At 65.8% G+C, this 22233-nt stretch carries 25 protein-coding genes; 15 read left to right on the top strand and 10 right to left on the bottom strand.

Annotation, left to right across the window (positions count from 1 at the left end):
• The gene (locus ACZK3J_RS08855; protein ID WP_049462611.1) at positions 1-657 is read left to right on the top strand and encodes a DNA cytosine methyltransferase; all 657 of its coding nucleotides are present in this window, start codon (positions 1-3) and stop codon (positions 655-657) included.
• Between the two features lie 8 nt (positions 658-665).
• Here the strand turns inward: ACZK3J_RS08855 and ACZK3J_RS08850 are convergent, their stop codons facing one another.
• A complete protein-coding gene (locus ACZK3J_RS08850; protein ID WP_049462610.1) occupies positions 666-884 on the bottom strand; it encodes a hypothetical protein in 219 nt (72 codons plus the stop codon).
• A 92-nt stretch (positions 885-976) separates the two neighbouring features.
• On the opposite strand from ACZK3J_RS08850, the gene ACZK3J_RS08845 reads away from it, so the two are divergent.
• The 5 genes from ACZK3J_RS08845 (at position 977) to ACZK3J_RS08825 (ending at position 4784) form a co-directional block, all read left to right on the top strand.
• Positions 977-1309: a hypothetical protein gene (locus ACZK3J_RS08845; RefSeq protein WP_080356552.1), complete on the top strand. Its 333-nt coding sequence runs from the start codon at positions 977-979 to the stop codon at positions 1307-1309.
• Positions 1306-1962: a hypothetical protein gene (locus ACZK3J_RS08840; RefSeq protein WP_049462609.1), complete on the top strand. Its 657-nt coding sequence runs from the start codon at positions 1306-1308 to the stop codon at positions 1960-1962. The genes ACZK3J_RS08845 and ACZK3J_RS08840 overlap by 4 nt, the downstream gene beginning before the upstream one ends.
• Positions 1962-2627, top strand: coding sequence for a hypothetical protein (locus ACZK3J_RS08835; RefSeq protein ID WP_049462608.1), 666 nt, complete (start codon positions 1962-1964; stop codon positions 2625-2627). Before ACZK3J_RS08840 ends, ACZK3J_RS08835 begins: the two co-directional genes overlap by 1 nt.
• Positions 2624-2875 (top strand): helix-turn-helix transcriptional regulator, encoded by a 252-nt coding sequence (locus ACZK3J_RS08830; RefSeq protein WP_049462607.1) that lies wholly within the window; start codon positions 2624-2626, stop codon positions 2873-2875. The genes ACZK3J_RS08835 and ACZK3J_RS08830 overlap by 4 nt, the downstream gene beginning before the upstream one ends.
• Before the next feature lie 403 nt (positions 2876-3278).
• Positions 3279-4784, top strand: a complete 1506-nt coding sequence (locus ACZK3J_RS08825) for a S8 family serine peptidase (RefSeq protein WP_223224726.1) — start codon at positions 3279-3281, stop codon at positions 4782-4784.
• A 48-nt stretch (positions 4785-4832) separates the two neighbouring features.
• Here ACZK3J_RS08825 and ACZK3J_RS08820 read toward each other — a convergent pair whose 3' ends face one another.
• Complete coding sequence (locus ACZK3J_RS08820) at positions 4833-6266, bottom strand: MFS transporter (protein ID WP_125895154.1); 1434 nt, start codon at positions 6264-6266, stop codon at positions 4833-4835.
• 108 nt (positions 6267-6374) lie between these two features.
• On the opposite strand from ACZK3J_RS08820, the gene soxR reads away from it, so the two are divergent.
• On the top strand, positions 6375-6845 hold the full coding sequence (gene soxR, locus ACZK3J_RS08815) for a redox-sensitive transcriptional activator SoxR (protein ID WP_049423593.1): 471 nt from the start codon (positions 6375-6377) through the stop codon (positions 6843-6845).
• A gap of 93 nt (positions 6846-6938) precedes the next feature.
• Positions 6939-7424, top strand: coding sequence for a hypothetical protein (locus tag ACZK3J_RS08810; protein ID WP_134951218.1), 486 nt, complete (start codon positions 6939-6941; stop codon positions 7422-7424).
• A 14-nt stretch (positions 7425-7438) separates the two neighbouring features.
• On the opposite strand, the gene ACZK3J_RS08805 is transcribed toward ACZK3J_RS08810, so the two are convergent.
• Complete coding sequence (locus ACZK3J_RS08805) at positions 7439-7900, bottom strand: methyltransferase family protein (protein WP_049462605.1); 462 nt, start codon at positions 7898-7900, stop codon at positions 7439-7441.
• A 153-nt stretch (positions 7901-8053) separates the two neighbouring features.
• Here ACZK3J_RS08805 and ACZK3J_RS08800 point away from each other — a divergent pair, with 153 nt between their 5' ends.
• From ACZK3J_RS08800 to ACZK3J_RS08775, 6 genes are all read left to right on the top strand, one after another.
• A complete protein-coding gene (locus tag ACZK3J_RS08800; protein WP_049462604.1) occupies positions 8054-10075 on the top strand; it encodes an esterase/lipase family protein in 2022 nt (673 codons plus the stop codon).
• An 84-nt stretch (positions 10076-10159) separates the two neighbouring features.
• Complete coding sequence (gene hchA, locus ACZK3J_RS08795; RefSeq protein WP_049462603.1) at positions 10160-11032, top strand: glyoxalase III HchA; 873 nt, start codon at positions 10160-10162, stop codon at positions 11030-11032.
• A 5-nt stretch (positions 11033-11037) separates the two neighbouring features.
• Positions 11038-11742: a PA1136 family autoinducer-binding transcriptional regulator gene (locus tag ACZK3J_RS08790; protein ID WP_049423583.1), complete on the top strand. Its 705-nt coding sequence runs from the start codon at positions 11038-11040 to the stop codon at positions 11740-11742.
• 87 nt (positions 11743-11829) lie between these two features.
• Positions 11830-12063: a hypothetical protein gene (locus ACZK3J_RS08785; RefSeq protein WP_032128272.1), complete on the top strand. Its 234-nt coding sequence runs from the start codon at positions 11830-11832 to the stop codon at positions 12061-12063.
• A gap of 135 nt (positions 12064-12198) precedes the next feature.
• Complete coding sequence (locus tag ACZK3J_RS08780) at positions 12199-12441, top strand: hypothetical protein (protein WP_049462602.1); 243 nt, start codon at positions 12199-12201, stop codon at positions 12439-12441.
• A 156-nt stretch (positions 12442-12597) separates the two neighbouring features.
• Entirely contained in the window at positions 12598-13452 is an 855-nt protein-coding gene (locus ACZK3J_RS08775) for an endonuclease/exonuclease/phosphatase family protein (protein ID WP_049462601.1), read from the top strand.
• A 19-nt stretch (positions 13453-13471) separates the two neighbouring features.
• Here the strand turns inward: ACZK3J_RS08775 and ACZK3J_RS08770 are convergent, their stop codons facing one another.
• Positions 13472-13735: a hypothetical protein gene (locus ACZK3J_RS08770; protein ID WP_049462600.1), complete on the bottom strand. Its 264-nt coding sequence runs from the start codon at positions 13733-13735 to the stop codon at positions 13472-13474.
• A gap of 140 nt (positions 13736-13875) precedes the next feature.
• Between ACZK3J_RS08770 and ACZK3J_RS08765 the strand changes: the two genes are divergently transcribed.
• Positions 13876-14253 (top strand): VOC family protein, encoded by a 378-nt coding sequence (locus tag ACZK3J_RS08765; RefSeq protein ID WP_049462599.1) that lies wholly within the window; start codon positions 13876-13878, stop codon positions 14251-14253.
• A 41-nt stretch (positions 14254-14294) separates the two neighbouring features.
• Here ACZK3J_RS08765 and ACZK3J_RS08760 read toward each other — a convergent pair whose 3' ends face one another.
• From ACZK3J_RS08760 to ACZK3J_RS08735, 6 genes are all read right to left on the bottom strand, one after another.
• Positions 14295-15716 carry an efflux transporter outer membrane subunit gene (locus ACZK3J_RS08760; RefSeq protein WP_049462598.1) on the bottom strand — a complete coding sequence of 474 codons (1422 nt, stop codon included), beginning with the start codon at positions 15714-15716 and terminating at the stop codon, positions 14295-14297.
• Entirely contained in the window at positions 15710-16447 is a 738-nt protein-coding gene (locus ACZK3J_RS08755) for an SDR family oxidoreductase (protein ID WP_012510730.1), read from the bottom strand. Before ACZK3J_RS08755 ends, ACZK3J_RS08760 begins: the two co-directional genes overlap by 7 nt.
• Before the next feature lie 64 nt (positions 16448-16511).
• Positions 16512-19682 carry an efflux RND transporter permease subunit gene (locus ACZK3J_RS08750; protein WP_032128264.1) on the bottom strand — a complete coding sequence of 1057 codons (3171 nt, stop codon included), beginning with the start codon at positions 19680-19682 and terminating at the stop codon, positions 16512-16514.
• A gap of 127 nt (positions 19683-19809) precedes the next feature.
• A complete protein-coding gene (locus ACZK3J_RS08745; protein WP_032128263.1) occupies positions 19810-21036 on the bottom strand; it encodes an efflux RND transporter periplasmic adaptor subunit in 1227 nt (408 codons plus the stop codon).
• A 91-nt stretch (positions 21037-21127) separates the two neighbouring features.
• Positions 21128-21898: an SDR family NAD(P)-dependent oxidoreductase gene (locus tag ACZK3J_RS08740; RefSeq protein WP_049400332.1), complete on the bottom strand. Its 771-nt coding sequence runs from the start codon at positions 21896-21898 to the stop codon at positions 21128-21130.
• Positions 21895-22122 carry a hypothetical protein gene (locus tag ACZK3J_RS08735; protein ID WP_032128321.1) on the bottom strand — a complete coding sequence of 76 codons (228 nt, stop codon included), beginning with the start codon at positions 22120-22122 and terminating at the stop codon, positions 21895-21897. The genes ACZK3J_RS08740 and ACZK3J_RS08735 overlap by 4 nt, the downstream gene beginning before the upstream one ends.
• Positions 22123-22233: the final 111 nt, after the last annotated feature.

Below are 22233 nucleotides of genomic sequence, written 5' to 3'. Positions count from 1 at the left end.
GTGCCGCTGGTGGCCCCGTATTACGGCGGTGGCTCAGGCCTGACCGCGTCGTCGGTAGGCGAGCCGGTACCGTCCGTGACTACCAGGGCTCGCTTCGGCCTGGCCGAGCCAGTGCTGATGCGCGCCGGGCACGGTGACAGCGACGGCCGCAATCCCGTGAGCCGCGTGCTGGACGCTGACGCGCCGATGCCGGCGCTGACCGGATCCAACGAGATGGCGCTGGCCGAATCCATCGTCATGCGCGGCAATGTCGGCACCGGCCGGACGGGCGATATGCGGCCGGCCAGCGAGCCCATGCCCACCATCACCTGCTCCGAATCCCTGGCTCTAGCTGAGCCGTTCACCATGCCGGTCACCCACCACGGCGGCGAGCGCGTGCGCGGCATCGATGAGCCGCTGCCGACCATCACCTGCGCCAACCGGGGCGAGCTCGGCCTGGCTGCCGCTGCAGCAGATGTCGCCGACGAGGTCCGCATCGACATCAACTACCGGATGCTCCACTGGCGCGAGCTGGCACGGGCCACGTCGTTCGATGACGAGGGCGAGGTGTACGACTTCGCAGGAAACGCCACCGAGATCACCAAGCAGATCGGCAACGTGGTCCCGAACCGCACCGCCAAGGCGCTGGCCCTTGGCCTGATGAGGGACGCGGCATGAGCACGGGACTAGTTGTCTATCAAGGACGTCGCCAGGCGCAGACCGGCCTGCAGCGCCTGGTCGAGTGTGTCGTGCTCCCCGCAGTCGGGGGTTTCAATATCCGGGAGATCACCGGCTTGCACCAGGTGCACAAATGCCTTCCCGCCGGTCGGCTGCCAGGCCTCGACGTAGATATCTTGGCCGTAGTAGCTGGTGCTCAACGAATCAATCTGGATCTCTGGCTTCATAACGCGCTCCTTGCTGGTCGGGCGATGCTCGCCGGAAGCCGTCCGTTGGTCAATGGCAGCCAGCGCAAGCTCCAGTTCATGAGGGCTGCCGTATGAGCCGCCGTCAGCACGCCCACAACGGCATGGCCGCCGGTGGCCGGCCCATCCGCATCCCCCGCTCGGTCGACAGCGTGCGCGCGCACCTGAAGCGCCACCTGGTGGAAGAAGGCAAGCGCATGCAGGACCTGGCCGACGCCTGGGGCTGCTCGAAGCACAACGTCTACGACCTCTTCTACCGAGACCGGCCCATCTCCCCAAACCACATCGAGCTCGCCGCGAAGCTGCTCGGCCTGGACGAGTTCGACACCAACGAGCTGCGCCTGCTCGGTGCCCGCGAGGCCGGCTGGCAGATCGACCCCAACTTCATTCTGGAGACGCACGCATGAACACCACGATGGCAGACGGCGCCAGCGAGCGCCTGGACGCACAGATTGCCGACGCCCTGTTCGGGCAGCCGGGCATGAGCAAGATGGACGTGGCAAACCGGCTGCGGCAGCTGCGGGGCGACGGCGACGCGCTGCTGGGTTCCGCAGCCTATCCGGCCGCATGGATGTGGCCGCACCCCGAGGACGGCAGCGTGCGCTTCACCGCTGACGGCGATGTGGCTACCGAGGCGGCGAGCACGGGCCGCGCTGTGTCGGCGCTGTACCGCGTGCCGGTGCAGGAAGACGCCCAGCCATCCCCGGTCGATCACGGGGATGCGCTGGATCTCGACCGCGTGCTGTCGCTGGCGGACGTGCACGCCGAGGAAAGTCGAGAAGATGGCACGCGATTGCTTGATCGCGGCGGGCTGCTGGCGTTCGCTCAGGACGTAGCCGCCCCCCTCGCCGCCTACCAGTCAGCGCATGGTGAGCCGAATACCGCGCGGAATCGACTCACGGCTGGGGTCGCCGGATCGGTCACCCGCCCGTGGGAGTTCCGAGATGCCCCGCTGTGGGCACAGGACGCCGCCGACTGTTCGTCGCACCCAGACCACAAGGCCTACAGGTTCGCGTTCACCGAGCTGCTGGGCATGATCGACATCAGGGCGGTGGCCTGATGAGCCAGATCATCATCTTCCCGGGCGGGCAACTGACCGCTGCAGACCGCAAGCGCATGGCCGTGGCCTTGGCCGTGGCCTTGGCCGTTGCCGTGGCCGGAATCGTGGCCGTCAAGGCCGACGACCCGGAGAATCGTTATGAAACCAGACTACTTCACTCTGGCCTTGGCCACCGCCTGCAGGACCTTGGCGTAGCTGTTCCAGGCAGCGTCAGTGTCCGCAATCGTGTCGCCGTCTTTGTAGAAGTAGAGAATTCCCGGGTCCTCGGGCTGATCCTCGATCTCGTAGACAGCCAGCTTTTTCAAAGCAGCGACGCTTCGATGGTCCAATGCCACTCGATCAGGGTGACTGTCGTAGTCAACCCAAATTTCCTTGCCGACAGTGCCGAGCGGCTTGTAGTTGCGATTGAGCAAAAGCCATTTCCCGTCAGAGGTTTTCTGAATGCAATACGGCAAATGGGTGTGGGCCAGGTGTCCAATAGGCATGAGTCGCTCCCTTCGTTGAAGGCTGATTGTTGCACAAGCTCAGCATCTACAGACCAGCCCCCAATGCTCGCCCTCACCCTCGCCGGCTGGCTTCAAACGTTACGTTTCATCGACTTATACACACGCCGCTTCCGCGGCACCAAACTGGCCGCCGCCGGCGCGCCGAAGGAGGAAGCATGAACGAGAGCACCGCAGTCCCCCCCAGCCGCCTCCTGCGTCGCGCCGAGGTTCTGGCCCGCGTCGGCATGGCCAAGTCGACCCTGTATTTGCGCATTTCCGGTGGGAAGTTCCCGAAACCGGTCCATCTGGGCAGCTCCGTTCGCTGGGTCGAATCGGAGATCGATTCCTGGATTCAGGACCAGATGGAGCAGCGCGACCAGGGGGGCGAAACCGGGGGTATGAGCGGGGGTATCGCCGACGCGGCGTAGGGCCAGACCATCGCAGCGCAAGGGCCTGCGCCACAACTACGGTAGAGCCCACCTCCACCAACGAACGGTTCGTCAAGGACCGGAGAAGCCCGGAAATTCCACCAGCGTGGGTTTCCGGGCTTTTTTATTGGCTGCTCTACGCCGCTGCGAAGTTCGACGCCCCGGCGCAATCGCGGTCCGATGCCGTCAAGCAATGTCGGCAACCGCCATCTTCTCTCGCTTTCGACATCACTAAACCACTTCAGAAATTTCCCACCCTCTCCTTGGGGGGGATGTGTCCGCGAAGCCGTTCGTCCTTGGTCGCCATCAAAAGGAGACCACGGGACACCTGCACCCTTCACATCCAAGCCGAGCCCGAAGGGCACGGCCTGTTCGACACATCTTCCACAAAGGAACTGTATCCATGCGTACGTCGCTTCGGGTTTCCCTTGCCAGCGCCATCACCCTGGTCCTGGCCAGCGCCCCCGCCTTCGCCCAACCCACCGAACGGGTATGGACGCGAGGCATGGCCAGCAACGAGCAGTACAGCAGTTTCATCGTCAAGTACCGGGACGGCAGCAGCAAGCGCGTCTCCGCCACCACCGCGCAGGATGCGCTGAAGAAGCGCCTCGGCGTCCAGCAGCGCAGCAAGCGTTCGATCGGCAACGCACCGCCAGCAGCCGCGTCCGTAACCCATCAACGCCGCATGGGCGGCGGGGCCGACGTGGTCACCACGGACAAGCCACTGGACCTCCCGGAAGCGCAGATCCTGATGCAGCGCATCGCCGACGATCCGGATGTGGAGTACGTGCAGCCGAACTACATGATGAGCGCATTCGCCACACCGAACGACCCACGCTACGGCGAGCAGTGGCACTACAGCAATCCGACCAGTGGTGCGCGCCTGCCCGGCGCGTGGGATCGCTCCACTGGCCAGGGCGTGGTGGTGGCTGTGGTCGATTCGGGCTACCTCAACAACAACGACCTGCAGGCCAACCTGCTGCCGGGCTACGACATGATCTCGTCGACCCGTCCGTTCAGTGATTGGCAGTGCATCATCGGCGGAATGAATCCCGGCTGTGGCGGATCCGACGATGGCGATGGACGCGACGCCGATGCCTTCGATGCCTCGGGCATCGCACACGGCACCCACGTCGCCGGAACGGTCGCTGCGGTGACCAACAACCAGATCGGCGTGGCCGGCGTGGCCTACAACGCGAAGGTCGTGCCGGTACGCGTACTCGGCAACCAGGGCAATGGCGGTTCCGCCGACATCATCGATGGCATGCTCTGGAGTGCCGGTATCAACGTGCCCAACGTCCCGGCCAATGCGAACCCGGCCGAAGTCATCAATCTCAGCCTGGGCGGCCGCCGCGCCTGCTCGCCGGCCGAGCAGGATGCAATCGACGACATCACCGCGCAGGGCACGATCGTGGTGGTCGCCGCCGGCAACAGCAATCTGGATGTGTCCGAGTTTGCTCCGGCGAACTGCAAGGGCGTGATCGCGGTGGCTGCCAACGATCAGGGCGGGCGACGCGCGTTCTACTCCAACTATGGCGCAGGCATCCATATCACCGCACCCGGTGGTGAAACCTGGTCCTGCCGCGCGTCCGTCGGCGAGTTCCTGCCGCTGGCCACGCCGCCTAGCCAGGCAAACTGCGCCCCGACCCGTCAGCATCCGGCGCAGGGCATCCTGTCCACGGTGGGTAACAACGCCTTCGACTTCATGTCCGGCACTTCGATGGCGGCGCCTCACGTCGCTGGCATCGTCGCGCTGATGCAAGCGGTGGCGCCGGTGCCCAAGACCACCGACCAGGTCAAGGACATCCTGCGTCGCACTGCGCACCCGATCGCCGCAGCGAACTGCCCGGGTGGCTGCGGGCCAGGCATCATTGACGCGGCCGAAGCCGTGAAGGCAGCCAGCAACTGATGGCATGGCGCAGCGGCCCGGCAAGGTCGCTGCGCCCTCCTCCGTTCCTCAGTTCACGTCTGCCGGAAAGCGGCATCGCTTCACCAGCAGCATGCCCAGCATCGGCGCCAACGCGAAGGTGGCAAACAGCCACCGGGCCGCACGCGCGGTTCCCTCGGCCCCGCCCGGCTCGATCAGTCCCGCTGCATTGGCGACCATCCCGGCAAGCGCTGCCCCGGCCGCGGTGGCGAACAGCTGGATGGTGGTGATCGACGCACCGGCGCGCTCCTGTTCCTCCGGCGGTGCAGAGGTCAGAACACGTGTCAGCAGGTGAGGCCAAGCCAGACCCACGCCGATCCCGATGACGGCCAGCGCCACGCAGATCGGCACCATCTGCAACCACGTACCGCTGCCCGCAGCCGGCACCCGCAGCGCCAGCCCGATCATGCCCACCCACCCCAGCGCCGGGCCGATCATCAACGCCCGGTCAACGGCGCGCCCGCTGAAGCCGGAGCCGACCAACGACCCGAGCGTCCAACCGGCCGCCATCAGCGCCGCGAGGTAGCCCGCAGCAAGCGGTGATTGCTGATGCAGCACCTGCAGGAACAGTGGCACGAAGACCTCGCCGCTGGTGATCATCACCACCAGCAGCGACATCAGCCCATACAACGCGGCCAGCCGCGAGCGGAGCCGGAGAGCGCCGGAAGGAAGCAGCGTCTGCTTCGCGCGGGACTCGATCCTCACCAGCACCACTGCGAGGAACACGGCCATCACGATGCCAATGAAATTGTTGACTGCGCTCGAGGATGTACTGCCAAGGGAGACGCTGATGACGGCCAGGGTCAGCAGCAGGATCTGCAGCCACGGGACCGAGGACCTGGCCGCAGCTGAAGACGATGCCTCCCTCTGCGGAAGGACGTTCGACGCCAGCAGCGCGAACAACACGGCAACCGCGGTGACCGACCAGAATGCGGCCCGCCATACGCCCCATTCGGCGAAGACGCCGCCCACCGCAGGTCCGATCAACGTCGCCACGCCCCACATCCCCGAAACCAGGGCCATCGCGCGGGGCCAGAGCGGCTCTTCGAACGCGAGCCGGATCATGGCGTAGGCCAGTGCGAACAGGAAGCCGCCGCCGACACCCTGCACCAGTCGCCCCACCAGCATCATCGGCATCGAGGTCGCGAGCGCGCAGATCACGGCACCGGCTGCAAAGATGAGCGTCGCCAGTGCATAGCTTCCACGAGGCCCGGCACGTTCAAGCAGCTTGATCGACAGTGCCGACCCCAGGATGGACGCGACCACGAAGAGCGTGGTGTTCCATGCGTAGAGATCCAGGCCACCGATGTCCTCCACCACGGTTGGCAACATGGTGGTGGCGATGTAGACGTTGACCGCATGCAGTGCGACCCCGCCCGCCAGGGCAAGTGAGCGCACTGCATTGCGGCCGGACAGGAGATCGCCCCAGCGGGTGCCGGGGACGGCGATGCCTTGCTGTTCCATTTTCGTTCAAACCTATGATTCATGACCTGCAGCCCAGGGTTCACATGCAGGAAAAAGGGAACTGCCTTATAAAACCTCATGTATTGATGAGGTCAAGGAATCCCGGCCATGAAGATCGATGTCAGCGTTCCGCTTTCCGTGGGCGAAGTCGCGCGTCGCAGCGGGGTCAGCATTGCCACCGTCCACTTCTATGAAGCCAAGGGACTGATCCATGGCTGGCGCAACAACGGCAACCAGCGCCGCTACCGCCGCGACGTGCTGCGACGCATTGCCGTGATCAAGGTCGCACAGCGGGCAGGCGTTCCCTTGGCCACGATCAAGATCGCGCTGGATGATCTTCCAGCCGAACGGGCGCCCAGTTCGAAGGACTGGGCAAGGCTGTCCAGCAACTGGCGCGACATGCTGAACGAGCGCATCCGCAGCCTGGTCCAGCTGCGCGACCAGCTCGACGGATGCATCGGCTGTGGTTGCCTGTCACTGAAGGACTGTCCGTTGCGAAACCCTGGCGACCAGTTGTCACAACGCGGCGACGGCGCCGTCTTGCTTGAATCGGACGACGGCGACCGGGGCGTGCCATGATCCGTTGCTGCACGCGGCACTGACTGGAACATCGCACAATGAGGCGGCATCCTCCGTCCGCGTTGCTGCCCACTACCTACAGAAGGACCTGCGATGAGAACCGTGATCATCACCTCTGCCCTGCTCCTGGCTGCTTTTGCCGCAGCCCCGGCTGCGCACGCGGCTGCACCCGCCATCGCGCCGCCCGGCACCGCAACACTCGAAGCCCTGCTGGCCTGCAAGGCAGGCTCGACCTTCAGCGAAGCCGAGGCCATCGATGCCCTGCAGGCAGCCGGCCTGGCCAGAAAGCCTGGCGGCACGTTCGAGCCGGAAACCACGCCGGTCGCCCTGTTCGGCGGTACCGTCACCCATGCCGACGTGAATGTCGCCGAGGGCGAGAAGAGCATCTTCGTCTACTTGAACGGTGTCGACCCCAAGCGCCTGGCCAAGACCTGGTCGGTGACCACGGTCAACGAATACGCCAACACCGAAGCACCGTCCTACGTGAAGCGCATCGACAAGCACCACACCCTGCACGTGATTGCCGGTGACGATTACGAAGGTTATTCCGCTGCCGTGAAATGCCAGATCACACCGTGACGGCCTGACCCGCGCTAGAGCCAGCGCCGTACCCGCTGGCGGAAGGCTGCGTATGCCCCCGGAAAGCGGGCCGACAGTGCCCGCTCTTCCGGCATGATCTGCCATCGGTCGATGTACAGCACGAACAACGGCACGGCCAGCAGTGCGGTCAGGTTCTGCAGGTACAGCATGGCACCTGCCAGGACAGTGGCCTGGCCCAGGTACATCGGGTTGCGCGTGTGGCGGTACACGCCGTGCGTGACCAGCACGCTCGACGTCGCAGGCCGCAGGGGGTTGACCGTGGTGCCCACGCGCCGGAAGGCCAGCTTCGGCAGCAGGTTCAATACCACGCCGAAGGCCATCACCAGACCCGCAAGCAACTCCGGCCCGGGTAGCTGCAGCGCCCCGCCCGGCTGCCATCGGCTGCCCATGTAGCCGATGGCGGCGCACAACAGCATCACAAGAGGCGGAGGAACACGGGTCTCAAGCCATCGCATCGCAGCCCCGCATTCATCCTGTTCACCCCAGTGTCACACGGAAATGCCTGAATCGCCCGGTTGGCAGCATTTCCGCGCTCCAAACCGACCGCCCGGTATCTTCCGCTTTGACATGCCGACCGCTAGAGTGGCGCCACCGCGCAGGAGGATCGTATGGCAACCACGGGCTTGGGCTTCATCGGCCGCACGACCCTCATCATCACCGTGCTGCTCACCCTGGGCGGCTGCGCGACGTTGCGCCAGTTCGGGCCGTCGGTGCAGGTGGCCTCGGTCACCCCCGGCCAATACATCGCCCTGAAACGCGGCGACATCCTGACCACCGGCAAGCTCAGTTCGGCCACCATGGAGACGCTGCGCGTCGCCGGCCTCGACGAAGGCGTCTGCGCCAAGCCAGGCCTGCCCTGCATCGAGGCGATGGAAGGCAGCATCGTGGTGCGCGAGGAGGACAAGCGCTCAAGCCTGGCCGAACTGTGGCTGCAGTATGCGATGACCTTGCCCGCGCCCAAGCGCGAGTACTCCACGTCAGGCCGTGCCAAGAGCGCGATCACCGAACTGGATGCGGACTTCCAGCCGCGCCTGGACGCGTGGATGCAGGTCGCGCGGCAGGCCTACGCCTACCTGTTCTTCACCGAGCGCACGGCCAACCAGCGCGGTTTCGAAGACCGCCAGACCCAGGTGCGCGACTACTACAACCTGGCCGTGCAGGAAGCCTCGGTGCAGTTGTACAACGCCTATGCCACCGGGCGCGTGCATGGTGAAGCCAGCCACTTCCAGCTGGGCCGCTGGACGTTCGTGCTGGCGCCGTCGGGCCAAGCATCACCGCTGGATACGCGTACGCCCACCGAACTGGTACCGGCAGCCTCGCTGTCGTTCACCGGCACGCTGCGCAGCGTGCATCGCCGCGATGGCTTCGGTGCCGAACTGGTGGCCGTGATGGATGATCCCGCCGCCACTACGGCCACCACGCCGCCGGCCACCACAGCCGCCGCGCAGGCCACCACGCCCGTCACGCAGAGCTGGAGCGAGATGCCGTCGCCATCGATGACGGTGCTGCTGCGCTTCTCCGGAAAGAACCTGTGGGAAGTACTGCACGACGACGAGCCGGAACTGGAGATCCACGATCCCTACCAGGTCACGGAAGTCACCCTGCATGGGCAGCAGGTGCCATTGGCCGCGAACTTCACCGCAGGCTACGCACTGTGGCTGGCGCGCTCCAATTTCAGCCACCAATCGCTGCGTTCGCTGTTCGGTGGCAAGGGCGGCATCGACACGCCGCATCTGTACATGATGCAGCCCTACGACCCAAACCGCCGCGTGCTGCTGATGATCCATGGCCTGGCCAGCAGCCCGGAAGCCTGGGTCAACGTCGCCAACGAGCTGATGCGCGACGACGAGATCCGCCAGGACTTCCAGGTCTGGCAGTTCTACTACCCGACCAACATGCCCATCGCGATGAGCCACGATGCGATGCGCCACACGCTGGATGAGGTGTTCAAGCACTTCGACCCCAGCGGCAAGGCGCAGGCCTCGCATGACATGGTGCTGGTCGGGCACAGCATGGGTGGGGTGATCTCACGGCTGATGGTGTCTTCTTCCGGCGACCACCTGGTAGAGACCCTGCTGGCGACCGCACAGATGACGCCTGCGCAGCAGGAGCTGCTGCGCACCAAGGGCGCGCCGGTGCTGACCTTCCTGCCGGAACCGGAAGTATCGCGCGTGGTATTCATTGCCACGCCGCACCGCGGTACCGATGTGGCGAGCACCCGCCTCGGCCGCTGGATCGGCCGCCTGGTACGGCTGCCACTGACCGTCCTGGAGGACGTGGCCACCATCGCCAACGACGGCAAGATCGATCGCAACGACGGCAAGCACGGCTACCAGATGAACAGCATCCAGAACCTGGACAAGGACGATCCCTTCGTGCGCGCCGTGGCCGACCTGCCGATGGCACCGAAGGTGCGTTACCACTCGATCATCGCGCGCGCCAAGGCAGATGGTCCGCTGGAAAAGACCGACGACGGGCTGGTGCCCTACTGGAGCTCGCACCTTCCGCACGCGGATTCGGAGAAGGTGATCGTGTCCGGGCACAGCGTGCAGGAAGCCACGCCGGCCATCGTCGAACTGCGGCGGATCCTGCATGAAGACATGCAACAGCACGGCGCCGTGGTGAAATAGCAGGGGGCGAATGAGGGGAAAACCCTCATCGCCTGTACGCATCCGCCCTTCTATGCTGGCTCCACTACCCCACTGGAGGTCCGCATGAACACGCAAGAGCCCAGCCGCCACCCCAGCCCCGATCCGGCCGAGCGCGACGCCTTCTTCCCGTCGCCGTACTCGCTGTCACAGTTCACATCGGCGAAGAGCGACCTGTCCGGCGCCGACTATCCCGACGCTCGCCGCGATGGCCGCTGGAAGGTGCTGATGATCGCTGCGGACGAACGCTATCTGCCCACCGCAAACGGCCACCTGTTCTCCACCGGCAACCATCCGGTGGAAACCCTGCTGCCGATGTACCACCTGGACAAGGCCGGCTTCGACATCGATGTGGCGACGCTGTCCGGCAACGCCGCCAAGTTCGAGTGGTGGGCGTTCCCGCATGAGGACAAGGAGATCGGCGGACTGTACGACCGCTACGAAGCCCGCTTCCGCCAGCCACTGCCGTTGGATGAGGTGGTGGCAGGCCTCGATGCCGCGTCGGACTATGCAGCCGTGTTCATTCCCGGTGGCCACGGCGCCCTCATCGGACTGCCGCAGAGTCGCGCGGTAAAGGCGGCCCTGCACTGGGCGATGGCCGAGCAACGTCACATCATCACCCTCTGCCACGGCCCGGCCGCATTGCTGGCCGCAGGCGTTGACGAGTCCGACGGTGGTTCGCTGTTCCGCGGCTACCGCATCTGTGCCTTCCCCGATGCGATGGACCGGCAGACGCCGGAGATCGGCTACATGCCCGGGCAGCTGCCGTGGTTCTTCGGTGAGCGCCTGGCGCAGCAGGGCGTGCAGATCGTCAACGACGGCATCGATGGCAGCGTGCTGCAGGACCGCCTGTTGCTGACCGGCGACAGCCCGCTGGCCGGCAATGCGCTGGGCAAGCTGGCCGCGCGCACGCTGCTCGACGCATTGGCCGGGCGCTGACTGGCGTGAGCGATCTGGTGCAGGCGTTGCTGGAACTGGAACGCGCCCGCTCACTGAGTGCGGTGGGCGCGGTACTACGCGGCATCTCTGCACCGCTGGGCTACGACCGCGTGCTGGTGTTCGCCACCGGCACGGGGTTGGAACGCGGTACCCAGCGCGTGTACTGGATCGAGGGCGACTGGTTCGGCGACGGCAGCACTACCGACCTCGCGCGCTACCTGCACGCCTGTCCGGTCAATCGCCACGTTCTGGACAGTGACGCGCCGTTCTTCTGGAGCAAGCGCCAGGGCGTTCGCGGCGAACGCTATCAGGTGGTAAAGCAGCCACGTGGTGAAGGCCTGCACGGTCTGCAGGTGCCGGTGTTCGGCACCACAGGGCTGGAAGGCGCGATCAGTTTTGCCGGGACAGCGATCGATGCATCGGCCAGCGCGCGACTGCTGCTGGATGCTGCTGCAGCTGCAGCATTCCGTGCCGCACGCCGGCTTTCCGAGACGCCCACCGAGCTTTCCGGAAGTGCGTTGAGCACGCGCGAACGCGAGGTGCTGCGCTGGGTCGCCGCCGGCCGTCGCCAGGCGGAAATCGCGGCCACGCTGGGGCTTTCCGCCCGTACGGTGGAGAATCATCTGCGACGCGCGCGCCAGCGCCTGGGCGTGGCAACCACCGCGCAGGCGGTGCGTGCTGCCAGTCGGCGCGGCGAGATCGAGGACTGATCCGGGCAAGACACTTCCGGCGCTCTGGTTCGCGTGTTACACACGCCATGCGCATGTGCGCGATTGCAGAAAGCAAGGACGATGCTTATGAAACTGCAACTGGCCGCGATGGCCGCGTTGGTGATGGCAACGGCAACCCTGGCTCCGGTGGCGGACGCCAATGCGGGGGGACCGAAAGAAAATGTTTCGTGCGTGCCGGTGAAAGTGGACCACAACCGGGTCCACCAGCACTGCACTGAAACCTACACCGATGAATTCGGCAACGTGTACGAAGCCGAGTACTGGATCGACGAGTACGGCAACCCTTACCTGCGCGACTGAGCCGGCAGGGGACTGCGCCGGGCCGCCCGCCGGGCCGGCGCGCATGCAGCAGCTGCCGCTCGGGTGCATGCTCTACCCGGGGGTAGTTGCACGACACCGCGCAGATGCGCGATTGCAGACACAAGGATGATGCCCATGAAACTGCACCTGGCCTCGATGGCCGCACTGATGTTTGCCGTGGGAGCTCTCTCCACGCCGTCCCAGGCCACCGCCGGCGGTGGTGGCGGTGGTCCGGAGAACACGAACTGCGTCCGGGTCAAGATGGGGCCCTATTACCATCAACGTTGCGAAGTGACGTACTTCGACGAGGACGGCACTCCCTACATCCAGGTGTACTGGATTGACCAGAATGGCCAGTGGTACCTGCCCGCCGACTGAGCACCCATGACCTCCTGATCGCGCCCGCGCGATCCGCCGGGCGGGACCTTCACCGCCCGCCCGGCATCTTCCATCCGCCCATCCCGGCATATCGCCGACCCCACCGTCCATGGCATGCTTCATGAAACCGTTTTCATGGAATGGAGGGATTCCACGATGTTGTCGCGTTTCCGTCGCCCTGCGCTGTGTGCGCTGCTGGCGCTTGCTCTGCCTGCCGTCGCCTGGGCTGCTGCGCCGGTGCCACTGAAAGTGATGTCGTTCAATGTCCGTACCCCGGCCGATACCGAACCGGGCAAGCGCTGGCCGGACCGTCGCGATGCCATGGTCAAGGTCATCCTCGATGCACACCCGGCCGTGATCGGCACGCAGGAGCTGGTGAAGGAACAGGCCGACTTCCTGTCCGGGCATCTGCCCGGCTACCGCTGGTTCGGTGAAGGCCGCCGCGGTGGCAGCGGCGATGAACACATGGGCGTGTTCTACGACAGCAAGGTGCTGGCCATCGAGGATTCCGGCAACTTCTGGTTATCCGATACGCCCGAAGTACCCGGCAGCATCACCTGGGGCAACCTGTACCCGCGCATGGTCACCTGGGCCCTGTTCCGGCGCCTGGACGATGGCCGCCGTTTCTACTTCATGAATACCCACCTGCCCTATCGCGACGAGGACGAACCGCGCAGGGTGAAGGGTGCCGAGCTGATCGGCAAGCGCCTGCAAGCCCTGCCTGCCGACCTGCCGCTGGTCCTGACCGGTGACTTCAACAGCGAGCCCGGCGGTGACACCTACAAGGCATTCACCCGCCTGCTGCAGGACACACGCACGCAGGTGAATGCACCGCAGGGACCACGCCTGACCTTCCACGACTTCACCGGCAAGGCCACCGTGCAGCTGGACTGGGTGCTGGTGCGCGGCTTCCATGCCCGCAGTTTCCTCACCGATGACCGCCGCATCGACGGCGTGCTGCCGTCGGATCACTTCCCGCTGGTGGTCGAGCTGGACTGGCCGAAGCACTGAATCTCCGCGGCCGCCGTGGCTACCGCGGCGGCTGCCGCGACAACAGCCGGTACAACGCCAGGTGCTGGTTGCGCGCCTGGCAGATGCGGGCGCCGACAGCAAGGAACACGGCAACCCCGATCAGGCCCAGCCCCAGCATCGGATCAGGCAGTCGCAGAAAACCGATCGCAGCGGCCATCGTCGCCAGCACCAGCAGCACAACGACCGCCACCGAAAGGCCCGCGCCGGGTGGCCCCGGGTCGCCAAACAGTATGCGCTGGGTATCCCGCCTGTCATCACTCATCGTATGTACTCCCTGGAATCTGCCCCACTAGTTACACGGCGGACACGGCTTCCGGCAGAGTCAGAAACGTCACGACTGTGACAACGTCCACAGCACACGCCGCGCTACCCTGCCCCCGTTCCCGAACTGTGGAGAAGGGCATGGCACACCAGAGTCGCCTGGCCGGTTTCATCATCGATTGCGAGGGCATTCCCGCCGACGAAGGTGCCCGCTTCTGGTCCGCCGCGCTCGGCCTGCAGGCGCAGCCCGCCTATGCCGAAGACGGCGCCGAGTACGCCGACCTGCAGGGCGCGCCCGCAGGCATGAACGTGGAGGTGCAACGCGTCAATCACCCTTCACGGGTGCACCTGGACATCGAGAGTGACGACATCGACGCCGAGGCCGACCGCCTGGAGAAGCTCGGCGCGCGCCGGATAGGCTTCATCAAACGCTGGTGGGTGATGGAAGCACCGACCGGCCATCGCTTCTGCATCGTGCGCATGCGCGAGCGCGAGATACCAACCAATCACTGGCCCTGAAAGAAGAAAGGGACGGAAGCCGCTGCTTCCGCCCCCTGCGGTTACTGCACCTGCGCCACACTCGCCGGCTGCGGTGATTGACCCCAACCACCCAGCGCCTTGTACACCCCCACCACGCTGACGTTGACCTCGGACTCGGCCGCGGCCAACGCATCATCGGATGCCAGCTGCGTACGCTGCGCATCCAGCAGGGTCAGGAAGTCCTCCGAGCCCTCGCGATAGCGGATCTGCGCCAGCGACTCGGCACGGCGTGCCGCCTGCGCCTGCTCGACCACGATCGCCAGCCGCGCCTGCTGCTTGGAATAGCGGGTCAGCGCGTTCTCGGTGTCTTCCAGTGCCAGCAGCACCGTCTGCTCATACTGTGCTGCCACGCCTTCGGCCTCGGCCTTGCTGGCACGCAGGCGTGCACGTACGGTGCCGAAATCGAAGGCCGCCCAGCTCAGCGACGGCGTCAGCGACCAGGCCTTGTTGTTGCCATTGACCAGGCCACTGGCATCGCCACCGAGGAAGCCGACGAATCCGGACAGCGACAGCCGCGGGAACAGATCCGCCGTGGCCACGCCCACCCGCGCGGTAGCGGCGGCAAGACGACGCTCGGCCACGCGCACGTCGGCGCGTTGGCGCAGCAGCTCGCGGGTATCGCCCAGCGGCAGCGCCTTGGCGAATGCCGGCACTTCGTGCGGCGCAAGCATGGCGGTCAGCGTTTCCGGACGCTGGCCCAGCAGAACCGCCAGGCGGTTGCGCGACTGCGTTTCGGCCACTTCCAGCAGCGGAATGTCGGCCTCGATCGCCTTCAGCCGGGCACGACTGCTCTGCACGTCCAGCTCGCTGCCGGCGCCCAGCTCCCAGCGTGCCTCGGTCAGCTTCTGCGTCTCGCGCAGATTGACCAGGGTGTGCTGGGCCACGGCGATGCGCTTCTGTGTGCCGCGCAGCTCGAAGTAGTTGCGTGCCACTTCGGCGGCGATCAGTACCTGTGCGTCGGCCAGGTTGGCCTGCTCGGCGTCGAGGTCGGCACGCGCGGCTTCTGCAGCACGGCGCTTGCGGCCGAACAGATCCAGCTCCCAGCCCGCATCGAAGCCGAGCTGGTAGCTTTCACTGAACACCCGCTGCCCACCCAGCTGCGGATCGGGTTGCTTGCGGCGATCGTAGCTGCCGCCCGCGGTAACGTGGGGCGCCTGGTCGAAGCGGCTTTCGACGAACACCGCGCGGGCCTGGCTGACGCGGGCCACGGCCACGCGCAGGTCCAGGTTGTCCGAAAGTGCGCCGTGAACCAGTTCTTCCAGCACCGGATCATCGAACTGCGCCCACCAGCTCGCCACCGGCGAGGTGGTGCTGAACACCGGCTGCTGCGCCCCCTGCAGCACCACCGGTTCCTGCACCGGGGCCTTGTAGTTCGGGCCGACGCTGACACAGCCTGCCAGCACCAGACTGGAGACGGCCATCGCCAACGTACGGATCACCATGGCAGCACCTCGCCCAGGTAAGTGAAGCTGCCGTTCGGGCCTTCATGGCCGATCAGTGCCATCTGCACGCTGGAGCGCGCGCCTTCGCTGATCTCGATCTCGCCGTGGCCGCCGTTCATATCGGTTTTCACGTAACCCGGATGCACGGTATTGACCTTGATCTGGGTGCTGCGCAGTTCGTGCGCCAGCGCCAGCGTCCAGCTGTTCACCGCTGCCTTGGAGGCGTTGTACGCGGGGATCTTGAAATCGTAGATGCCCGAGGTCGGATCAGCATGCAGGGTCTGCGAGCCGAGCATGCTCGAAACGTTGACGATGCGCCCGGACTTGGCCTGCCTGACCAGTGGCAGGAAGGCCTGGGTCACCGCAACCAGTGCGTACACGTTGGTGTCGAAAGTGCGCTTCCAGGTATCCAGCGACTGTTCGGACGGCGCTTGCGCCGGGTTCTCGATCATGATGCCGGCGTTGTTGACCAGGATGTCCAGGCGCCCATGGCGCTGGCGTACCTGCTCGACCGCTTCGGCGATGCTGGCGGCATCGGTCACGTCCAGCTGGATGGCTTCCACCGGCAGGCCCTCGGCCTGCAGCTTCAGCGCCTGCTCTACGGCGGTCTCGCGCTTGCGGCCGGCCAGCAGCGTATGCACGCCGGCCTGGGCCAGCTGGCGCACGGTCTCGGCGCCGATGCCGCGGGTGGCGCCGGTGACCAGCGCGATCTTGTTCTGATGAGAGTTCATGGATTCTTGCCTCGTGAGGGGGAAGCCGCCGCCGGCCAGTGACCGGCGGCGACGGGGTTCCATGTCAGTGGTGGATGGTCGGCTCGCCGTGCTGCACCAGCTGGCCACCACCGTTGCGGGTGACGAACTTGCGCAGGGCCACGTAGAACACCGGGGTGAGGAACAGGCCGAACAGGGTCACGCCCAGCATGCCGGCGAACACGGTGATACCGGTCACCGAGCGCACCTCGGCACCTGCACCGTGCGACAGCACCAGCGGTACGGTGCCGGCGATGAACGCGATGGAGGTCATCACGATCGGGCGCAGGCGCAGGCGGCAGGCTTCCAGCGCAGCTTCAACGATGCCCTTGCCGCCCATCTCCAGCTCTCTGGCGAATTCGACGATCAGGATCGCGTTCTTGCACGCCAGGCCCATCAGCACCACCAGGCCGACCTGCACGAACACGTTGTTGTCGCCACCGGTCAGCCACACGCCGAACAACGCGGACAGCAGGGTCATCGGCACGATCAGGATCACCGCCAGCGGCAGCGACCAGCTCTCGTACAGCGCGGCCAGCACCAGGAAGGCCAGCATGATCGCCACCGGGAACACGATGAAGGCGGCCTTGCCCTGGGTTGCCTGCTGGTAGCTCAGGTCGGTCCATTCGGTGGTCATGCCCACCGGCAGCACCTTGCCGGCGATCTCGGTCAGCTTGTTCATCGCCTCGGCCGAAGACAGCAGGCGCGGGTCGGCTTCACCGGCCAGATCCGCCGCCGGATAGCCATTGAAGCGCAGCACCGGGTCCGGGCCGAAGGTCTGCTTGATGGTGACCATCGAACCGATCGGCACCATCTCGCCGCGGTCGTTGCGGGTACGCAGCTTGCCGATGTCCTCGACCGTTTCGCGGTACGGACCGTCCGCCTGCGCGATGACCTGCCAGGTACGGCCGAACTGGTTGAAGTCGTTGACGTAGGCCGAGCCGAGGTAGGTCTGCAGCGTGTCGAACAGTTCGGTGAGCTGCACGCCCTGTGCCTTGGCCTTGACGCGGTCGACCTCGGCATCCAGCTGCGGCACATTGGCCTGGTAGCTGGAAATCGGGAAGGCCATGCCCGGCGTCTGCGCAACGGTGCCCTGCATTGCCTGTACAGCATTCTGCAGCGCGCCGTAACCCAGGTTGCCACGGTCCTCGATGAACATCTGGTAGCCGTTGCCGTTGCCCAGGCCGAGGATCGGCGGCGGCATCATCGAGAAGGCGAAGCCTTCCTGCAGGCCGGCGATCTTCTGGTTGATCTCGGCGTTGATCTGCGCGGCGGTACGGCCATGACGCTCGGCGAACGGCTTGAGCGGAATGAACGCCACACCGGTGTTCGGCGTGTTGGTGAACTGCAGCGCGTTCAAACCCGGGAACGAGATGGTGTGGGCCACGCCATCGGTTTCCTGGGCGATCTTGGCGACCTTGCGCAGCATTTCATCGGTACGCGCGATCGACGAACCTTCCGGCAACTTCACACCGGCAATCAGGTACAGCTTGTCCTGGGTCGGGATGAAGCCCGGCGGCACCAGCTTGAAGATCACACCGGTACCGACCAGCAGGATCGCGTAGACCACGAACACCGCACCACGACGGCCGAGGATGCGGGCCACGCCACGCTCGTACTTCTCCGAACTGGACTTGAAGAAGCGGTTGAACGGACGGAACACCCAGCCGAACAGGCGGTCGATCAAGCGGCTCGGGCCGTCCTTCGGCGCACCATGGGCCTTGAGCAGGCGCGCAGCCAGGGCCGGCGACAGGGTCAGCGAGTTGATCGCCGAGATCACCGTGGAGATGGCGATGGTGACCGCGAACTGCTTGTAGAACTGGCCAGTGACACCCGACAGGAAGGCCATCGGCACGAACACGGCACACAGCACCAGCGCGATCGCGATGATCGGGCCGGACACCTCACGCATGGCCTGGTGGGCCGCGGCGGTGGGCGACAGGCCTTCTTCGATGTTGCGCTCGACGTTCTCCACCACCACGATCGCGTCATCGACCACGATGCCGATCGCCAGCACCAGGCCGAACAGGCTCAGCGTGTTGATCGAGAAGCCCAGCAGGTACAGCGCGGCGAAAGTACCGACCACCGACACCGGCACCGCGATCAGCGGAATGATCGACGCACGCCAGGTCTGCAGGAACAGGATCACCACCAGCACCACCAGCGCGATCGCTTCCAGCAGCGTGGAGACCACGGCCTTGATCGAGTCGCGCACGAAGATGGTGGTGTCATACACGGCTTCGTACTTCACGTCGGCCGGCATGGTCTTCTGCATCTCGTCCATCGTCGAGATGACCTGGTCACGGATCTCCAGTGCATTGGCACCCGGCGACTGGAAGATACCGATACCCACCGCGTTCTTGCCGTCCAGCTGCGAACGCAGGGTGTAGTCACCGGCACCCAGTTCCAGGCGGGCCACATCGGCCAGGCGCACGATCTCGCCATCAACACCGCTCTTGAGCACGATGTCGCCGAATTCCTTTTCAGTCTTCAAGCGGCCCTGGGCATTGATCAGGGTCAGGAACTGGCTGTTCGGCAGCGGTTCGGCGCCGAGCTGGCCGGCCGAGACCTGCACGTTCTGCTCACGCATGGCGCGCACTACGTCACTGGCGGTCAGGCCGCGCGAGGCGACCTTGTCCGGGTCCAGCCAGGCGCGCATGGCGTAGTCACCACCACCGAAGATCTGCGCGTCACCCACGCCCGGAATACGCGCCAGCGCATCCTTGACGTGCAGACGGGCATAGTTGCGCAGGTACAGGGTGTCGTACTTGCCGTTCGGCGAGGTCAGGTGCACCACCATCAGGAAGGTCGGCGACTGCTTCTGCGTGGTCACGCCCTGCCGGCGCACGTCCTCGGGCAGGCGCGCCTGCGCCTGCGCCACGCGGTTCTGCACCTTCACCGCCGCCGCGTCCGGGTCGGTGCCCGGGCGGAAGGTGACGGTCATCTGCAGCACACCGTCCGAGCCGGCGACCGACTTCAGGTACATCATGCCTTCGACGCCGTTGATCGCCTCTTCAAGCGGCGTGGCGACGGTCTCGGCAATGACCTTGGGGTTGGCGCCCGGATACACCGTGCGCACGACCACCGACGGCGGCACCACTTCCGGGTACTCGCTGATCGGCAGGATTGGAATCGTGATCAGGCCTGCGGCGAAGATCACGATCGACAGCACCGCCGCGAAGATCGGCCTGTCGATGAAGAAACGGGAAAAGTCCATGGAGGAATTCCTGGGAAAGGCGTTCGGCGGGCAACAGCCTCCCCGCCCCTCGCCGAGATGACGAAGGCAGGGAAGGCTGCTGCTGGCGCCGGCAGCTAAGCGGGGACGCGGATCAGGAGACGGCGGATCAGTGGTTCAGCGCGGCGGTGGCATCGCGGCCCGGTGCCGGCGGCGCAGCCTGCGGCTGCATCGCCACGGCCTTGGCCTGCACCGGCATGCCCGGCATGAAGACCTTCTGCACGCCGTCGATGATCACCTTGTCGCCGGCGGCCAGGCCGTGCTCGACAATACGCAGGCCGTCGGCGGTGCGGCCGAGCTGGATGTCACGGCGCTGGGCCTTGCCATCCTTGTCGACCACGTACACGTACTTGCGATCCTGGTCGGTCAGAACAGCCTTCTCGTCGATCAGCAGGGCCTGGAACTGGCCGCTGCCGAGCAACTGCACGCGGGCGAACAGGCCCGGCGTGAACTGGCGATCGGCGTTGTCCAGCAGCGCGCGGACGCGGATGGTGCCGGTGCTGCGTGCCACCTGGTTGTCGAGGAAGTCGACCTTGCCCGAATGCGGGTAACCCTCTTCGCCGGACAGGCCGACCTTCACCGGCAGATCGCTGTCACGCTCGCTCGGGCGTTCACCCTTGCGTGCCATCTGTGCATAGCGAAGGAAAGTGCTTTCATCGGCATCGAAGTAGACGAACACGGTGTCCAGCGAGACCAGCGTGGTCAGCACGCTGGCGCTGTCGCCGGCGGTGACCAGGTTGCCGGCGGTGACCATCGCGCGGCCGGCACGGCCGTCGATCGGCGCACGCACCTTGGTGAACTCCAGGTTGAGGCGGGCCGCATCCAGCGCAGCCTGGGCCGCCTGTACGGCGGCACCGGACTGGTCAGCCGCAGCGCGACGCTGTTCGGCCGTCTCGGTGGAAATGGCCTGCTGCTCGGACAAGCGCTTGGCGCGCTCGGATTCACTGCGGGCCAGCGTGGCCTGGGTGCGGGCGCGGGCCAGTTCGGCAGCGGCGCGATCGTACTCGGCCTGGTAGCTGCGCGCGTCGATGGTGAAGAGCACTTCGCCCTTCTTCACTTCCTGGCCTTCGACGTAGTTGACCTTGTCGATGTAGCCGGACACGCGCGGGCGCAGTTCAACGCTCTGTACCGCTTCGACGCGGCCGCTGAACTCGTCCCACTGGCTGACCTGCTTGACCAGCACCGGTGCAGCACTGACCTGCGGCGGCGGCGGTGCACCGGCTTCTTCGGCGTGGCCGCCGCTGCAGGCCGCCAGCACGGCTGCGGCGAGGATCGACACGCCAACCATCGCGATGCGATGGCCGAAACGATGTGGGGTGGAATTGGGGGAAGTCATGGCATGCATCCGTACGGAGGGGTGGTACAGCTAGATGAGAACGTGTTGCAAAAACAGGCGGCGTATCCTGCGACCTCAACCATGGTCGAGGTCAAGCGACGCCTGCGGTATCGCGCCACAGGGGAGGAACGTCCAGGTGCAGCAGGCCGCGCGGCAGTTCGGCATCACTGCTGTCGCAGCGGACGATGGCGCGGTTGTCGCGGCAGCCGTCGAGCAGGGAGACCACGCGACGGCCGACCAGCAGTGAGCTGGGCCACTCGATGCAGGCATTGGCCGCGTTGGCCGGCGTACACACCGGGCTGCAGACTTCCAGCATCTGCGCGCGCACGCCCAATGCCTGGGCTTCCTGGTGCACCACCTGCGCGTACATACGCAGCGCCGCAGTGGTGATCGAGGTTTCGCCGTAGCCCGCCCATGGCTTGGCATTGGCCGGGCTGCCGATCATCACGTAGCGGCGCGCATGCACGTTGTCCTGCAGCAGCGGCAGCAGATGACGCACCGCGTGCACGTGCGGCATCAGATCGGCCTGCATCGCACCCAGCAGTTCATCGCCGTTGCGGTCAGTCACCCGGCCGCGACGGTAAGGGCCGCCCATTGCGGCGATCACTGCCGCCAGCGGACGCGGGCGATGCGCGATGCGTTCGGCCAGTGCGCGCGCCGAGCCGTCATCGCTGAGCGAACCCAGCAGCGTCTCCAGGCCCGGCTCATCGGCGAACTGCTCATGCAGCGCCGCCAGCCGGCCCGGGTCGCGACCGACCACCAGCACCGGGCTGCCGGCTTCCAGCAGTGCGCCAACCACGCCCTGGCCGACGGCACCGGTGCCGCCGAGGACCAGGACTTCGGGCGTCAGCATCCCATTCACGGGACATTTCCTCCCAAATCCGGGATAGTCCCGATTCGACGCAGCCGGTCGCCCTTGTGCGGGGCCAGGCGGATGGCACCGCCACGCTGCTGACGCATCGGCGCGGTAAACTCACGGAAGTCCTTATGTACCAAGGAACTCGGGCGGACTTCAACGGTCATTGCCAGGTCCAGGGTGCTCTGGCCGGCGTTCCGGAGACGGGCAAGAATGTTGCGCAGGCTCATGGCGGACGGGCTCCAAATAACGAATGGCGCCACGATAGACCTCAAACCTTTACTTGATTAGTCCTGATTAAGGGGAATAATCATCCCGCTCTCGGTCCAATCGTTCTGTCA

The sequence above is a fragment of the Stenotrophomonas sp. 86428_Sma genome (genome assembly GCF_056481585.1).
The sequence above is the reverse complement of the archived record's forward strand: the minus strand, read 5'-3'. Positions and strand labels throughout refer to the sequence as shown.

Coding starts and splice junctions, on each gene's coding strand:
- ACZK3J_RS08825 (WP_223224726.1), top strand. CDS start 3,279: ATGCGTACGTCGCTTCGGGTTTCCCTTGCCAGCGCCATCACCCTGGTC.
- hchA (WP_049462603.1), top strand. CDS start 10,160: ATGAACACGCAAGAGCCCAGCCGCCACCCCAGCCCCGATCCGGCCGAG.
- soxR (WP_049423593.1), top strand. CDS start 6,375: ATGAAGATCGATGTCAGCGTTCCGCTTTCCGTGGGCGAAGTCGCGCGT.
- ACZK3J_RS08830 (WP_049462607.1), top strand. CDS start 2,624: ATGAACGAGAGCACCGCAGTCCCCCCCAGCCGCCTCCTGCGTCGCGCC.
- ACZK3J_RS08845 (WP_080356552.1), top strand. CDS start 977: ATGAGCCGCCGTCAGCACGCCCACAACGGCATGGCCGCCGGTGGCCGG.
- ACZK3J_RS08805 (WP_049462605.1), bottom strand. CDS start 7,900: ATGCGATGGCTTGAGACCCGTGTTCCTCCGCCTCTTGTGATGCTGTTG.
- ACZK3J_RS08785 (WP_032128272.1), top strand. CDS start 11,830: ATGAAACTGCAACTGGCCGCGATGGCCGCGTTGGTGATGGCAACGGCA.
- ACZK3J_RS08770 (WP_049462600.1), bottom strand. CDS start 13,735: ATGAGTGATGACAGGCGGGATACCCAGCGCATACTGTTTGGCGACCCG.
- ACZK3J_RS08820 (WP_125895154.1), bottom strand. CDS start 6,266: ATGGAACAGCAAGGCATCGCCGTCCCCGGCACCCGCTGGGGCGATCTC.
- ACZK3J_RS08780 (WP_049462602.1), top strand. CDS start 12,199: ATGAAACTGCACCTGGCCTCGATGGCCGCACTGATGTTTGCCGTGGGA.
- ACZK3J_RS08840 (WP_049462609.1), top strand. CDS start 1,306: ATGAACACCACGATGGCAGACGGCGCCAGCGAGCGCCTGGACGCACAG.
- ACZK3J_RS08775 (WP_049462601.1), top strand. CDS start 12,598: ATGTTGTCGCGTTTCCGTCGCCCTGCGCTGTGTGCGCTGCTGGCGCTT.
- ACZK3J_RS08765 (WP_049462599.1), top strand. CDS start 13,876: ATGGCACACCAGAGTCGCCTGGCCGGTTTCATCATCGATTGCGAGGGC.
- ACZK3J_RS08735 (WP_032128321.1), bottom strand. CDS start 22,122: ATGAGCCTGCGCAACATTCTTGCCCGTCTCCGGAACGCCGGCCAGAGC.
- ACZK3J_RS08745 (WP_032128263.1), bottom strand. CDS start 21,036: ATGACTTCCCCCAATTCCACCCCACATCGTTTCGGCCATCGCATCGCG.
- ACZK3J_RS08755 (WP_012510730.1), bottom strand. CDS start 16,447: ATGAACTCTCATCAGAACAAGATCGCGCTGGTCACCGGCGCCACCCGC.
- ACZK3J_RS08750 (WP_032128264.1), bottom strand. CDS start 19,682: ATGGACTTTTCCCGTTTCTTCATCGACAGGCCGATCTTCGCGGCGGTG.
- ACZK3J_RS08835 (WP_049462608.1), top strand. CDS start 1,962: ATGAGCCAGATCATCATCTTCCCGGGCGGGCAACTGACCGCTGCAGAC.
- ACZK3J_RS08760 (WP_049462598.1), bottom strand. CDS start 15,716: ATGGTGATCCGTACGTTGGCGATGGCCGTCTCCAGTCTGGTGCTGGCA.
- ACZK3J_RS08850 (WP_049462610.1), bottom strand. CDS start 884: ATGAAGCCAGAGATCCAGATTGATTCGTTGAGCACCAGCTACTACGGC.
- ACZK3J_RS08810 (WP_134951218.1), top strand. CDS start 6,939: ATGAGAACCGTGATCATCACCTCTGCCCTGCTCCTGGCTGCTTTTGCC.
- ACZK3J_RS08800 (WP_049462604.1), top strand. CDS start 8,054: ATGGCAACCACGGGCTTGGGCTTCATCGGCCGCACGACCCTCATCATC.